We start from the raw sequence: 14133 nt of genomic DNA on the forward strand, positions 1-14133 counted from the left end.
TTAAGCGAACATTTCGGACGTGGGTCGGCGAAGCCCCGATCGGAGTAGCATCGCGAACGACGAAACGATCGAGCGTTCGTGCGTTCTCCGCACCAAGGCTTGTTAAGAAACTGAAACTTCGAAGCCAATAAAAAAAGGAAGGGACTGTGGACTCCGGCATCGTTTATGTTAAAAGCTACAAGGAAGGATTCGATTTCGTGGACTTTCTCAAAGAGGTCCACAAACATCCAGAGTTCTCGCATTTTCTCGTAACGAGATTCGATGCGATCAACGCTCGCGATTATTTTCGAGAATATATTGTTGAAAACGGATTTTCTTCGTTATTTAATTTTTCGCTGGCTTGCGATGCTGTAATGCATGGGGGTATCCATGTGAATGAAATCGCGGACGTCGTTCTTCAATTCGTTGAAAAACTGAAAGGAGTAAAGGATCTTTTCATTATTGATCCCTATTTTTATTCGGATGATCCTGATTGCGTTGCCCTTTTCGAAAAAATGATGTCCGCACTTTCCGACCAGCTTAGCTCCGTGACATTCTTTACGAACGGTAGAACGGCTAATAAGAGTTCGACTATGCATTCTGCCCTGAAGGCAGTTGCGCCAAATGTTTCGATCAAGGATGTTGTTACCGACGAATTTCATGATCGTTTTTGGATAGATGCTGAAAACATGGCTGGCATTGTTATGGGCACCTCCTTGAACGGGATCGGAAAAAAAATCGCGCTTATTGATCACCTGTCCAAACTTGACGCGCGCGAAATCGCCAAACTGGCGCGCCAATTAATCAAGCCCACGACATAGCGCGCCAACAGTCACCGACAGCAACGAGGCAAATTGCAGACTGTAGGCCGTTCTCTGCCAATTATTGTTACAACGCTTATCGGTCAAACCCGATGCAATCACTGATCAGAACGAATGCAAGTGACTGGTCGGGTCGATTGCACCGGGTGGTCAACTGGAGCGCAATTTCGCACACGGCCCTTCAATCCATTTCCTTCCCTTACGGGGCCTCTCAAGCGCCTCTGGCGCTTGATCAAAGATTGGGCATCCCGTCTCGCAGGCGCGCAGATACCCCGACGATAAGCACTACTATGGGTCGATAGAGAATACGAAAAAATCGTACGCTAAGCGTTTGAGTCCATAGAGCTTGAAGCCTTGAGGCTATGGCTATTCAGGAAATCGGGGGCCAGAAACGGCGAATCCCTCTCTAGGAGGGACTCTCAGCCGTCGAATGCATGCGTTCGACGGGGCAGGTCGTTCTTGCGTCGCGCTGGGCGAACTGCTTTCGCAGTAACGGGGTGCGATCCTTTCGGATCCCTGTGACCACCCTTTGGTACACGACTAAGGCGCAAGTTAATTATGCAAGGATTTACAAGCGTTCAAAAGGCCCACTGATCATTTCTGTTCATCCTGCTCCACGCTGAATAATGGCCCTTGCCATGCTCAAAGCTCGCAGCCACGGACTTCAACTCATAGGCCAGGGTCGCTGGCCTAGTCGGCTCACGCAGCGCCTCAACCTGACAGGCCGCATGGTATTTCCCCTGTCGAATTCCTCTAGCTGAGTCGTAATGCATCCAGGGCTAGATGTTAAATTCATGTTAGGCAGCTCGAACCCGTCTAGAGCTCAAGTTCTCCGGGCCTTCCAGATATCGCCCCGCGCAGATACCCCGACGATAAGCACTCCTATCCCGAGGTTGGAGTTTGGGAGTAACGGAACAGAAAAGTGCACTTAAGCCCAACTGCTGCCCCGTCAGGATGGCTGCTGTGCAGCCTCAAGAGCTTTGAAGCCCTGGATGATGGTGCCTGTCGAGAGTGCCAAGCGTAGAGGGCTTGTGTTGGTCTCTACAAAGTCCAGATCGCGATAGTAGCTTGCTGCCTTTTCGTCCTTGGCATCGACCAGGATGAAAGCCACGCCAGAATGCTTGGAGATCGCGTACACCCGTCGGAAGAAATCGACCATTAGCCGCTTGCCGACTCCTTTACCTTGCTGACCTTTGTCCACAGCCAAACGGCTGAGCAGCACTGCCGGCATCGGGTAGCGGGGCATCTTTTTCATCTGCTCTTCGCTGAGGCCGGACTCCACGACGGAGGCGTTGGCCAGCGTGTAGTAGCCTATCAGCTGGCCATCCTCAACAAGCATGAACGTCCTGGAGACGTTGCGCTTTTCGTCTTGGGTAGCCTGTTGGGCGATATAGGTATTAAGGGCAAAGTGACGACCGCAATCAAAAGCTTTGCGGTCTATCGACTTGTCGTACGGGACAGTGTTGAATTCCATTTCCTAAAGCCTTAGCGCAGTGCGAGCAAGGCCTGGAGTTTGGCGTTTGGCGGAGGGGGATTGTCGAGCATCTCACGAGCGACAGCCGAATTCATAACGGTGAGGCCTTCCAGATCCACCAAGTCAACGACCACGGCTTCTTGCTGGCTGCGTACCAGGGCCTGCATCTGTTGCTGCAGCTCCTTGATCTCCTTCTGCATCGCTGACAAGGACGACTTTTCAACATGCTTGAGCTTTGACCAGCCTCGATGGCGTAGGAAAGACTTCACTCGCAATGCATGAGTAGTCTTGACCTCTTCGTGCTGCGAGGGGTCGCCAGAAAATGCGAGCGTCACAAAGCGACCACTGCCGGCTTCCTGAAACAGGGGCTGGCCTTTTGCGGTTGGTTGGGACTTCGATTTATCGGTCATGGGAACACCTCATTTGTGCCAAGACTACCACATAAAGCTTGACATCGCTTTACCTGAGGATGCTATGAGGCTGAGGTTACGGGCTCTTCAAGCTTTTTGCGGGGCAGGCAGGGGGACTTACAGTGCACTTTCTGTTCCGTTGCTCCCCTAATCCCTACCCCCACTTCGCGCCAGTTGCTTTTCAAAGCCAACTGCAGAGGGGCGGTTACCTGATGTGCACCATAATTAACATCCAAGGTCGCGCTGGTAGGGGCAGCGGAATGATTGCATTCGCTTACTCGATCGCTGGTGCCAGCGACGATTTGTGATTGCATGCAAGGGGATTTAGCCGCGCCCAGGACGGCTATGATCTGCGGCCGCGAGACTTCATCCAGGACGTGGCCATAGTTGGCCACCGTCTGCCGAGCGAGACCCGCAAAGGTGGCTATCGAGGCTTGAGTTAGCTGTTCACCGCGCTCCTGGAGTCCTCTGCACGCCGCTCGGATCTTCGATTCGGTAGCCTTATGCCGCAATTCGTGGGTGCGCCTGGCTGCGAGGCTCTGACGCTCGTTTAGTGGTAATGACTTGTCGAGTTCCATCGCCCCCCGGCAACACTTGGCACTGCCCTCGTAGCGCGTCCACGTCCAACGTGCGACGGATCTGACCGTCGCTCTTACTGAGGACAGCATTAAGTCCTGGGTAAAGCCATTCCTAGCGAACTTGTTATGGTTGTGAGCGAAGGCTTCCAGTCGCCGTGTGAACGTGGCAAGCGTCCCGCGTTCGCGCTCCTGGTTCACGATGCTGTAAGCGAAATAGCGAAGCTGTTCAAACAGGATGCAGTGTCTGGAGTGCGGGAGGTCTTCCAGCTGTGGCCCCGTCTTCCAAGGCGAAACCTCCAGCTCCACATAATCGGCCAGTTCGCCTAGCTCGTAGACGTGGTTATGCAACTCTGATGTCGACCACCACGGATGCCCTGGAGTCTTGGCGACGGGGCCGCTGTTGTAATCGGTATCGGCCTTTAAGCGCAGGGCAAAGGCGGTGTAGACCGCCTTCATGTACTGAATCGGCTTGTCTCGGGCGTTCTCAGTCGTGCAGACCGGGGGAATGGCGTAGAAAAGGTGTGAATGTCCATTATTCCTGTTCCGCACGATCAGATTCGGCGGCGGCAGACCTTCGTCGTCCCAGGCAAGTGAATTAATGTGATCGAGGTCGAAGATCAGCCAAGACACCATCCCTGGACGATTGATCTGCATGTATGGATAGCGAATGGCGTGCTCGCGGGGGCGAACTCGCGCGGCGGTTTTGTTATCGCTACAGCGAGCCAGATACGGGGCCTCTGTCAACACTCGATTGAACACACCGCCGGGCTCAAAGAATCGGGATGGAGGTGTATCGCTAAGTGAAGATGTGCCAAAACAATGAGCTATTGCCGCCATCGACCACCGCCTGATCGGCGGTGAACACGCACGCAGAATTGATGCTTGCAGATCTGCAAAGGCATATACATACTGTGTTCACCGATTGCGTTCCGCAGGTTTCCGCCAAGAAATCAGCTGCTGAACGTAATTAAGGAAAGGCCCGCCTCGTGCGGGCTTTTTTTATGCCCGTTTTTGCGAGGCGTGTCGTTGCTGCGCGTAAAACTCACAAATGTCTGCGAGGTTCCAGCGAATTGCGCGACCGAAATGCAACGGCTGTGGAAAGGTGGGATCGTTCTTCGATAGCCGATAAAGCGTTGAACGTGAAATCTTAAAGATCTCGCAAACCTGCTCAGTAGTTTGAATTTGCATCGCATATATCTCGTTGTCGAAGCCTGTGACGCTGATCATTCGCGACACGAGCTGACACGTCAATCCGCTGAACTTTGGCACTAACTTGCTGTTTTCCCCGTCGTTTTTCTATCGCAATTGCATCTGAATATATTTATGCGGCGCCACAGCGAGGCGCTAACAAACAAAGCGACAGAAATGAATTAAAACACTTGTAATTATAACTAACTAATCTAGGTAAATTTAGATTTACGTCGATTGTGAGCATCACGCCTGGTTGTTACGCCAGTACAGAGGACACCCCAAGCCGATCCGCCGCGATGGGATACAATCTCGGAAAAATCGCTAGTGTTTTTTAGACGCAACAGCACGCTTTCCATTGCCAAGGACCGCCGATGCCCCCGCGAACAGAGAGCCACAGGATGCAGATGAAGGCTGAAGAAAAGGTTGTTTCGCCATCACGGTTCATGCGCCAGTTCCGACCTGAGCTCTATTCGGACTCAACCTCTAGCGTCAAGCATCAGCTCAAAGCCGAGGTCCTGTCGCATCACCTGGACACCATCACCGAGCGTAACCAAACGCATGACTTTGAACTGTTCTGCCGCAAGCTTTGCGAACGGACGATTTGTCCAAACCTAAGGCCGGCAACTGGCCCGGAGGGTGGCGGTGACAGCAAGGCCGACACCGAGACCTCTCCGGTCTCCGATGAGATTAGCAAGCTCACCTTTATCGGTATGGCCAATAGCGGCAGCGAGCGATGGGCTTTCGCCTTCAGCGCGAAAAAAACGTGGGCCGACAAAGCGAGGTCGGACGTGGATGGAATCGTGGCCACAGACCGCGACTACAAAAAGATCTTTTTTGTGACGTCCAGAGCCGCGCGTGCGAAGGATCGAGCCCGAGTGGAAGATGAACTCACCCGTAAGCACGGTGTTCAAGTGATCATCCACGACCGTGCCTGGATCATCAATGAGGTCATCGATAAGAATCGCCGCGATCTTGCGTTTAACTATCTGAAGATCGGTGAAGAAACGAGCGATCTTGATCTTGGCCCATCTGATTATTCGCGAAAGCAGCAACTAGCCGACATAGAGCAGGAACTTGCGGACCCTTCTACGTTTGTCGGGATGAAGATGCAGCGCGCATCCGAAGCGCTTGTGGCAGCAAAGCTGGCGCGAGAACTGGAACTGCCGCGAACTGACGTCGACGGCAGGTTTGTTCGGGCCGTTCGCCTGGCGGACGATGGAGGAACGCTTCGGCAGCAGCTCAACGCGCGCTACGAGTCGCTCTGGACGGCGTTCTGGTGGTTCGACGACATCAAGGCCATCGTCGACGGCTATGATGGCTTTGAAGCCCTTGTCATCGGAAACGAACATGCGACTAATCTTGAGATGCTGTGCAACTTGGCGCAGTTACTATTCAATACCGTCATTCATGAGCACCTCACGTCGGAGCAAGTCCGACTGGAACCCCGAATTGCCCGGTTATCATCAAGGCTTGCTGAACTAGCGAGCGACAGCAGCCGGCCAAACAATGCGCTGGAGGCAAAGACTTCGCTGCTGACCATCCAGCTCAACGAAGCCCTGATTGCCGGCGAGCCAGAACGAATTTCCTCGCTGTGGCCACAGTTTGCAGACATCCTCGTCGAGGCTGACGGCTTGGGGGAGTTTGATGCTAAACGCCTGGTTAGGCTAATTGAGGTGTTCGGCCAGGTCGCCGGCAAAGACCGAGATTACCGGAACCTTGTGGACCAACTCTCCGACTTCGTGTCTAAACGTACGGGGGAGGTTCAAGGCGCGGTGGTATTGCTCAATCGCGCCAAGCAACTCGACTTCGACGAAAACATGGAGATGATCCGGCTTCTTGGCAAAGCCGCCCGGCTTCTTTCCAAAAAGGAGCATGCGGAAAACCTGGTTGACGCCCTGCTTCAACTTTCGGTCGCTTACCAAAGCGCTGGTTTACTCTGGGCGGCACGTGCGAGCTGCACCTCGGCCGCCGCGACCTTGTTCATTGAAGGTGAAGAAAACGGCGAACTCTCGTCAACTCTATTTCCGACGCTGATGAATGCGGCATGGCAAGCGGTCCAGCTTAAGCACTTCCCTGAGTTGCTGGGAATGGTTCAGATCGCGCGCGGATGCCTGAACGCTTTGCCACTCGACGACAAGTCGAAGAGTCGTGCCGCCGCGCAATTGAAGGACTTCGACATGGTCCTAGCCTGTCAACTGACGAACCTCTCCTCGGAGGAGGTACCGCGACTAGAATTGATGCCTGATATCTTGGAAGGGCTGGACCTGAACATCAGCAGGTTCACGCTGCTATACCTGCTGGGATATGAGGACGCTCTGAGGCAGGAAGGATGGATTCCCGAAAGCGAATCTCCCAAGGACGTGCAGAGTTTTTTCAATCAGTTGGCGGGGCAGCCCGCTGGCGACGCACATTGGCGTCCATCAATTTTCAACGGCCAGAATACTCAGGTGTTTGCCACCTCAGTACTTGGCGTTCAGGTAAACGTCATACATGAGCCCACCGACACAGGTATAACCGTCGCCGAAGCCATTGCTGGAACAGTCGAGGCGTTCTTCGCGACCGCGTTCGAACTGGGCGCTTTCGCTCACGCAGAGCGTTTCGATGTCACAGTTGTCGATGCGAGCATCGCGCGTTTCGAGGTGACGGCTGATTTGGACCGTATGAGAGCGACGGTTCGCTGGCCCAATGACGTATTTCCCGGGACCCCGTCGGTGCATGGCGACTTTCTCTCCATGTTGCTGGAAGTCGCCGCCATCATCTTTTCAGCGACTTGCACTGCGAAAAACTTCAAAGAAGCCGCTGATCGGCTATTCAAGACAGACGCAGCAATGGAACGCGTCGCGATGATTGGTTCACTGTGCATCAGCCGCCAGCGCATCTTCGACGGCGTGTCGCGCCTGAACTCCTGGGATAAGCGTTCACCGAAAAGGTTCGAAGCCAAGTTGGAAAGGCCGCAGGTTAGACGAGAGCCGCGGCCAGCCCAAGAAGAAACGCAAGCCAAAGACGAGATCCTTGATGAGAGGGAATTCCCGACGTTGACAGACCACCGCAATGTGAAAGTCCGATCGGTGATCGATGTACACCTCTGGGATCGCGCTGGCTGGATGGGCATAGCTTATGGAGTGGTTAATCCCATGGCGCCGCCCTTCATTGCGATAATGTTTAAGGATAGGGATGCGGCCGTAAAAATATTTGAGCGGTGGCGAGAGCGATTCGGGAAAGTAGACAAAGAGGAGGAAATCCACATAGGCATTGTTCGCCGGTTTTCCATCGAGCATCCGACGCATTACGGAATGGTCATCACCTCAAAGATCCCGAGGGATCAAGGGGATCTACAAGTTGCGATGCTGGCGTCGCGCTCCCTGACCATGGAACCTGCTGATGACGTCAACCTCACAAGGTTTTTGGACGACTACAAGAAGGCTGGTGCTTATCTCTTAATGCCAGTCGTAATGGTGCCTGGGCAACCACCGCAATTCATCGACGGAATCTATCTGCTTAAGAGATCGTTGCAGGTGAAGGACGCTTCCGATGTTGGCCCAAATGACCTAGAAAACATGTTTCTTCAGCCTCGGGGATTTGGGCACAAGCACACATGACTTGTAAGGCTTTATCTCTGTCAGCCGCCCCTACATGGGCGGCTCAAACGTGCCGGCCAATTCTGACGCATAGAGATCAACTGCAGCGCAAATGACTTTTCAATTGGAATGGAATTCAAAGAAATTGAAAACGACTAGCACCAGTTTCGGAAATCGACCAAAAACAATGGTTCCTTGGTGGATCTCTCGATAATGAACGTGCAGAGAAGTGGGGACCAAAGTGGGGACTAGCAACAAGGATAATCGAAAAAGCTAACACCCAGTTTCGCTAACCACTTGATAATTATGGTGTCCCAGGGCAGGTTCGAACTGCCAACCTTCCCCTTAGGAGGGGGATGCTCTATCCAATTGAGCTACTGAGACACTGATTGACGCAGCCTGCACGCGGTGCGACAGACGGCGTGCATGTTAACGGCCAGCCCCTGGTTTGTCATGTCGTCCGTAGGGCTTTTTAAGTGTAGGCAAGCGTCTTGGAAGATTGCGGGAACTTTTACCGGGCAATTTGCACTGCGCGAAAATGCAGTCATTGCAGATTGCAATCAGCGTCGTTCGAAAAACCTTACCAAACCCTTGTTTTTAAAGGACTTATCACCCGCTACACTGTTGGCACGGCGGCTGCTACGCCTGTTCTATCAAAAAGAACAATTTGGAGCGTCGTGCCATGAACAGCACCCTCTTGCTTGCAAACGCAGCGGCTCTGGCTTTCTTGCTCGGATCACATTTTTTTCCCAAGGCTGACGTTGAGCAGCCAGTAGCGCAGCGCATGCCGCATTACCTGCAGGTGCAGAAAGCGCCGCAGTGGGCAGTGTTGAGTGATCGCAGCGACGCCTCTACGCACATGGTGAGCGAGCCTGGGCAAGCTGCGGCGCCAACCAACGAACGTCTGGTTTTTTGAAATATCTTCAGGAGTACAACATGTCCAAATCGGCGGCAGGATTTCTGATCCTCGCTTTACTCAGTGGCATTACCCATCTGGCGTTGTTCGAGGAGACGCAAGTCACCTTGCCTCTGGTTGGCTGTGGCGTGTTTGCGGTGCTGTTTGTGCTCGCTCTGATTGCCGGGCGCAAGATCAAATTCGATCCGGTTCTACGCTGAGCTGAATAAGCTGCAGTAATGCGCAGACAGCGGCAGCCAGGTCGCCGGAATTGTCGATCTGATGGACGGGGCTGTCGCTGGATCTTCGATCCTTGAACAATGCATTGCGCGCCAGCCTTGCATCGATCTGATCAGGGGTTTCCCGACCGCGTCCGAGCAAGCGCTGACGCAGTACCTCGTCATTGACGGTCAGCAGCACTGGTACCAGATCCGGATATCGCTCCATCGCCTGGCGCAGGTTAGCTCGGGAGCCGTTTACCAGCACATGCCTACCGGCTTGCAGCCATTCATCCATTTCCCCTGGAATGCCGTAAGAAAGGTCGTTGGCTTGCCAAGCCAGGGAAAAAGCGCCGGCCTGTTGCTGCCGCCCGAACTCTTCAGGCGTGACGCCGATAGCGTCTTCACCGACGGACTCTGCTGATCGAGTAATCACCCGACGCATCACTTCACAGTTCAACGCGCGCAATGGCTCACGCGACGCTTCGATCAGGCTGTCCTTGCCCGAACCGGACGGCCCCATCAGGTAAAAAAGTTTGCCATCCATCCTGTAAACGCCCTCCGACGGGTCCTGCCTCTAGTAAATCGGCAAATTGCCACTATCCTGTACGCATAGGGATCAAAAATAGCGAGCCGCATAGCATGCACGTTCCGAGGTCTTCGGACATTAACGGATATGCATTCGACAGCGGGCAGCGATACGGCTGGATGGAAAGATTTCCAACCAGTCCGCATTTCTGACAACTGGTGCTGGCATTAAGCCTTTATCCAGCTCAATATTTGTCACAGAATTGACGCCAATGATCTGGCAATTTTGAGGCATGATGCCGGCCTCTTAACAATTCAGGTTGAACCAATTGGTCCGGATGCTTGTCCTACCACACATCCTGCGGCCAATCCCGAGAACCGCTCCCCTGAACTAACCGGTTAAATATATGCGCCCATTGAAACAGGCAATTTATTCCAGCCGTACGGCTGACAAGTTTGTCGTACGTCTGCCAGACGGAATGCGTGAACGCATTGCCGAGGTGGCTCGCAATCATCATCGCAGCATGAACTCCGAGATCATTGCGCGCCTTGAGCAGAGTCTCATTCAGGAAGGCGCACTGGGCGAAGAGCTGAGCATGCGCCTGGACAGCCCGGAGCTGTCGCTGCACGAGCGCGAGCTGTTGCAACGCTTCCGTCAGCTGTCGCATCGTCAGCAGAACGCCCTGGTGTCGCTGATCGCTCACGACGCAGAGATGGCCGCAGACGCGTCCTGAGTCATACCGAACACATTGAAGCCAGCATGATTGCTGGCTTTTTTTTGCCTCGTTTTCAACATATCGCAGGCGCAAAAAAGCCCGTCCTTTGACGGGCCTTTGGATTGCATGAGGTTAAAGCAGGAAAATTGTCGCCAACCCGAGGAAGATGAAGAAGCCACCGCTGTCTGTCATCGCTGTGATCATCACGCTGGCACCCATCGCCGGATCGCGACCCATCTTCGCCAGCGTCATCGGGATCAACACGCCCATCAACGCCGCCAGCAACAGATTGAGCGTCATCGCCGCCGTCATCACCACGCCGAGCGACCAACTGCCGTAGAGCATGTACGCGACCACACCGATCACCCCGCCCCAAACCAGACCGTTGATCAATCCCACCGCCAGCTCTTTGCGCATCAATCGTGACGTATTGCCGGTGCTGACCTGATCCAGCGCCATGGCACGGACGATCATGGTGATAGTCTGGTTACCGGAGTTGCCACCGATACCCGCGACGATCGGCATCAATGCTGCCAATGCCACCAATTTCTCGATCGAGCCTTCGAACAGACCGATCACCCGCGAAGCAACAAATGCAGTGATCAGGTTCACCGCCAGCCAGGCCCAACGGTTGCGCAGGGATTTCCACACTGAAGCGAAAATATCTTCTTCTTCACGCAAACCGGCCATGTTGAGGACTTCGCTTTCGCTTTCCTCACGGATCAGGTCGACCATTTCGTCGATGGTCAGACGGCCGATCAGCTTGCCGTTCTTGTCGACCACCGGCGCGGAGATCAAGTCGTAACGCTCGAATGCCTGAGCGGCGTCGTAGGCGTCTTCGTCCGGGTGGAAACTGACCGGATCGCTGGCCATCACCTCGGCGACCTGCTTCTCCGGATCGTTGACCAGCAGACGCTTGATCGGCAGTACGCCTTTGAGTACGCCGTCGTAATCGACAACGAACAATTTGTCGGTATGACCGGGAAGTTCTTTGAGGCGGCGCAGATAACGCAGAACCACTTCCAGGCTGACATCCTCACGGATGGTCACCATCTCGAAGTCCATCAGCGCACCGACCTGATCCTCGTCGTAGGACAGAGCCGAACGCACGCGTTCGCGTTGCTGGTTATCCAGACTCTCCATGAGTTCATGGACGACGTCTCGCGGCAGTTCGGAGGCAAGGTCAGCGAGCTCGTCAGCATCCATGTCCTTGGCCGCAGCCAGGAGCTCGTGATCGTCCATGTCGGCGATCAGCGTTTCACGGACAGAATCGGATACTTCGAGAAGAATATCGCCGTCGCGATCGGCCTTGACCAGTTGCCAGAGCGTCAGACGATCGTCCAGCGGCAAGGCTTCAAGAATATAGGCTACGTCGGCGGAGTGCAGATCATCGAGCTTGCGTTGCAGCTCGACGAGGTTTTGCCGGTGAACCAGGTTTTCCACACGGTCGTGGTGCGGACCTTCCTGGCGATGAGTCAGGTCTTCAACGACACGCTGGCGCTGCAGCAGCTCAACGACCTGAGCCAGGCGATCCTGCAGGCTTTCCTGGGTTTTCTTTACTTCGATTTCGGACATAGGCGAACTCCACTCCCAGCAGCGGGGCACGCCGGAAGTATCAATCAGTCAATTCATGATTGGTGAAACGGGCTACTGAACAACTACTGGGTAAGTCCATGGAGGTTTTCCATAAGCCCCGGCGGGGCTGACGGGCGCAATGATACACGCCTGACGGTTTAAAACGTTGAAAAAATCACGGCTGAAACAAGCGCTTGCGAAACAAACCTGAGCGCATTCCTGATCCGTGCAAATGCGACGACTCATCTTGAAAAGAAAACACACCCGCGATGCAAAAAGCAGCGACTACTCTTGGACGTAGATCGTCACGGAGGACATCGAATGCCCGTAAAACCAGCGTTTTTTCTACTGACCGCCCTGCTCCACGCCACGCCGTCCAACGCCGCTACACTTCATCGTTGCCAAGCCTCTGACGGCCGCATCACCTTCACGTCGATGAGCTGCGCAACTGGCGAGCAACTCTCGATTCAGGAGGTTCACCCCTACTCCCCAGGCTGGGTCGCGATCATGCCGGAATTCGATCACGAAACTGTGACCGGCATGAAAGACCGCGGACGCGAACCGGGCATCGTGGGCAGCGCCGAACACAAATGTGGAAACCTGATCGACAGCAGGCAGCGGCGTGAGGCAATCATCAACCGGCGGGTCGTTGCCGGCATGAGCCAGCGGGATGTCGAAAGCGCACTGGGCAAGCCGGACAAGATCAACACACGCACATCGACCACGAGCTATCGTTACGACCTCAAGCGAGGCCGCAGTGCTCAGATTGATTTTGATGAAAGAGGCTGTGTGAAGGGAAAAGCCAAATCCCGGACAGCAAAAAGCCCGCGTTAAACGCGGGCTTCTTGGTATATGGTGCACTCGACAGGATTCGAACCTGTGACCGCTCGGTTCGTAGCCGAGTACTCTATCCAGCTGAGCTACGAGTGCATTTTGTGTTTTTAAACCAGACCACAACTGGCTGAAACCGAGTTACTCACCTTACAGCAAATAACTCTTAAATGGTGCACTCGACAGGATTCGAACCTGTGACCGCTCGGTTCGTAGCCGAGTACTCTATCCAGCTGAGCTACGAGTGCATTTGTTGCCGCGCATTATAGGCCGTCTAATCTCTATGTCAAACGCTTTTTCTAGTAATTTCAACAACTTACAGAAGAAGCCAGATTACAACGTACTAAGCAAATAATGGCGGAGAACGGGGGATTCGAACCCCCGACACCCTTTTGAGGTGTACTCCCTTAGCAGGGGAGCGCCTTCGGCCACTCGGCCAGCTCTCCGCAACACGGGGCGTATATTAACCAGCTTCTTCCCCGTTTGCAAACATAAAAATCGATAAAAATTAATGGCTTGGTTCTTCGTCCTTCTCTTTCTTTATACGCAGGTAAATTTCCTCACGGTGCACCGCAACCTCTTTCGGAGCGTTGACGCCGATACGCACCTGGTTTCCTTTGACGCCGAGCACGGTCACGGTGATTTCGCCGTCACCGATAATCAGGCTTTCCGCGCACCGACGAGTCAAAATCAGCATACCTTTCTCCTTACGCCATTCATTTCAGGGACAACAGTCTGCAAAAAAAAGGCACCCGACCTACGACCGCAGCGATCGTAGTCCTACATGCCTGAGTATTGACCAGCGCGAGCAAAAGAACAGTTCCGGGGCTCACGCCATTCAAAAATAAAGGGCGCGGTAAGACCGCGCCCTTTACAGAATCGGATTACTCGCCCTGACGGGCCGGAGCATCCAGTTCGAAAGCCGTGTGCAGCGCGCGCACGGCCAGTTCCAGGTACTTCTCTTCGATCACTACGGAAACCTTGATTTCCGAGGTCGAGATCATCTGGATGTTGATGCTTTCCTTGGCCAGGGATTCGAACATGCGGCTCGCCACGCCTGCGTGGGAACGCATGCCGACGCCGACGATCGAGACCTTGGCAATCTTGGTGTCGCCAACGACTTCGCGGGCACCGATCTCGCGAGCAGTGTTTTCCAGCACGGTCTGTGCGGCCTGGTAGTCGTTGCGGTGCACGGTGAAGGTGAAGTCGGTGGTGTTATCGTGCGCGACGTTCTGCACGATCATGTCGACTTCGATGTTCGCGGCTTTTTTGTTGGGTAGATTGTTGTTTTGGTAAAGAGTGTTTTTTGTTTTGTATATGTTGGTGTTCTTGGTTTATT

The 14133-nt window shown here is 54.0% G+C and carries 13 protein-coding genes, 4 tRNA genes and 1 pseudogene; 6 read left to right on the forward strand and 12 right to left on the reverse strand.

What is annotated here, in order from left to right; genetic code table 11:
* The first annotated feature begins 146 nt into the window (after window positions 1–146).
* The gene (locus ACIGDJ_RS12020; RefSeq protein ID WP_038442598.1) at window positions 147–800 is read left to right on the forward strand and encodes a hypothetical protein; all 654 of its coding nucleotides are present in this window, start codon (window positions 147–149) and stop codon (window positions 798–800) included.
* 949 nt (window positions 801–1749) lie between these two features.
* On the opposite strand, the gene ACIGDJ_RS12025 is transcribed toward ACIGDJ_RS12020, so the two are convergent.
* The 4 genes from ACIGDJ_RS12025 to ACIGDJ_RS12040 all read right to left on the reverse strand — a co-directional run bounded on the left by ACIGDJ_RS12025 (window position 1750) and on the right by ACIGDJ_RS12040 (window position 4489).
* Window positions 1750–2274 carry a GNAT family N-acetyltransferase gene (locus ACIGDJ_RS12025; protein WP_038442600.1) on the reverse strand — a complete coding sequence of 175 codons (525 nt, stop codon included), beginning with the start codon at window positions 2272–2274 and terminating at the stop codon, window positions 1750–1752.
* 11 nt (window positions 2275–2285) lie between these two features.
* Window positions 2286–2684 (reverse strand): hypothetical protein, encoded by a 399-nt coding sequence (locus ACIGDJ_RS12030; protein ID WP_038442601.1) that lies wholly within the window; start codon window positions 2682–2684, stop codon window positions 2286–2288.
* A 62-nt stretch (window positions 2685–2746) separates the two neighbouring features.
* On the reverse strand, window positions 2747–4099 hold the full coding sequence (locus ACIGDJ_RS12035) for a replication initiation protein (RefSeq protein WP_080727696.1): 1353 nt from the start codon (window positions 4097–4099) through the stop codon (window positions 2747–2749).
* 162 nt (window positions 4100–4261) lie between these two features.
* Window positions 4262–4489, reverse strand: coding sequence for a helix-turn-helix domain-containing protein (locus tag ACIGDJ_RS12040; RefSeq protein ID WP_080727697.1), 228 nt, complete (start codon window positions 4487–4489; stop codon window positions 4262–4264).
* Between the two features lie 368 nt (window positions 4490–4857).
* Between ACIGDJ_RS12040 and ACIGDJ_RS12045 the strand changes: the two genes are divergently transcribed.
* Window positions 4858–8052: a tetratricopeptide repeat protein gene (locus ACIGDJ_RS12045; protein WP_235205584.1), complete on the forward strand. Its 3195-nt coding sequence runs from the start codon at window positions 4858–4860 to the stop codon at window positions 8050–8052.
* Between the two features lie 286 nt (window positions 8053–8338).
* Here the strand turns inward: ACIGDJ_RS12045 and ACIGDJ_RS12050 are convergent.
* Window positions 8339–8415: transfer RNA gene (locus tag ACIGDJ_RS12050), tRNA-Arg, on the reverse strand.
* A 298-nt stretch (window positions 8416–8713) separates the two neighbouring features.
* Between ACIGDJ_RS12050 and ACIGDJ_RS12055 the strand changes: the two genes are divergently transcribed.
* Both ACIGDJ_RS12055 and ACIGDJ_RS12060 read left to right on the forward strand, forming a co-directional pair.
* A complete protein-coding gene (locus tag ACIGDJ_RS12055) occupies window positions 8714–8947 on the forward strand; it encodes a hypothetical protein (RefSeq protein WP_397478871.1) in 234 nt (77 codons plus the stop codon).
* A gap of 20 nt (window positions 8948–8967) precedes the next feature.
* Window positions 8968–9147: a PA3371 family protein gene (locus ACIGDJ_RS12060; RefSeq protein ID WP_101155945.1), complete on the forward strand. Its 180-nt coding sequence runs from the start codon at window positions 8968–8970 to the stop codon at window positions 9145–9147.
* Here ACIGDJ_RS12060 and phnN read toward each other — a convergent pair.
* Window positions 9122–9691: a phosphonate metabolism protein/1,5-bisphosphokinase (PRPP-forming) PhnN gene (gene phnN, locus ACIGDJ_RS12065; RefSeq protein WP_397478872.1), complete on the reverse strand. Its 570-nt coding sequence runs from the start codon at window positions 9689–9691 to the stop codon at window positions 9122–9124. The two genes, ACIGDJ_RS12060 and phnN, sit on opposite strands and share 26 nt — an antisense overlap.
* A gap of 388 nt (window positions 9692–10079) precedes the next feature.
* Here phnN and ACIGDJ_RS12070 point away from each other — a divergent pair, with 388 nt between their 5' ends.
* Window positions 10080–10406: an Arc family DNA-binding protein gene (locus ACIGDJ_RS12070; protein ID WP_003178899.1), complete on the forward strand. Its 327-nt coding sequence runs from the start codon at window positions 10080–10082 to the stop codon at window positions 10404–10406.
* Window positions 10407–10520: 114 nt separating this feature from the next.
* Here ACIGDJ_RS12070 and mgtE read toward each other — a convergent pair whose 3' ends face one another.
* Window positions 10521–11963, reverse strand: a complete 1443-nt coding sequence (mgtE, locus tag ACIGDJ_RS12075) for a magnesium transporter (RefSeq protein ID WP_016773597.1) — start codon at window positions 11961–11963, stop codon at window positions 10521–10523.
* Between the two features lie 321 nt (window positions 11964–12284).
* On the opposite strand from mgtE, the gene ACIGDJ_RS12080 reads away from it, so the two are divergent.
* Window positions 12285–12797, forward strand: a complete 513-nt coding sequence (locus ACIGDJ_RS12080; protein ID WP_397478874.1) for a cell envelope protein SmpA — start codon at window positions 12285–12287, stop codon at window positions 12795–12797.
* 19 nt (window positions 12798–12816) lie between these two features.
* Here ACIGDJ_RS12080 and ACIGDJ_RS12085 read toward each other — a convergent pair.
* The 5 genes and pseudogenes from ACIGDJ_RS12085 to ACIGDJ_RS12105 all read right to left on the reverse strand — a co-directional run.
* Window positions 12817–12893 (reverse strand) — tRNA-Arg (locus tag ACIGDJ_RS12085).
* Between the two features lie 72 nt (window positions 12894–12965).
* Window positions 12966–13042, reverse strand: a tRNA-Arg gene (locus ACIGDJ_RS12090).
* Window positions 13043–13149: 107 nt separating this feature from the next.
* Window positions 13150–13240, reverse strand: a tRNA-Ser gene (locus ACIGDJ_RS12095).
* A gap of 62 nt (window positions 13241–13302) precedes the next feature.
* Entirely contained in the window at window positions 13303–13491 is a 189-nt protein-coding gene (csrA, locus tag ACIGDJ_RS12100) for a carbon storage regulator CsrA (protein ID WP_002554426.1), read from the reverse strand.
* Window positions 13492–13678: 187 nt separating this feature from the next.
* Window positions 13679–14059, reverse strand: a pseudogene (locus ACIGDJ_RS12105) (ACT domain-containing protein); the annotation flags it as partial.
* Window positions 14060–14133 lie beyond the last annotated feature (74 nt).

The organism is Pseudomonas sp. NPDC079367, from assembly GCF_044542195.1.
In the GTDB taxonomy this organism is placed as follows: Bacteria; Pseudomonadota; Gammaproteobacteria; order Pseudomonadales; family Pseudomonadaceae; genus Aquipseudomonas.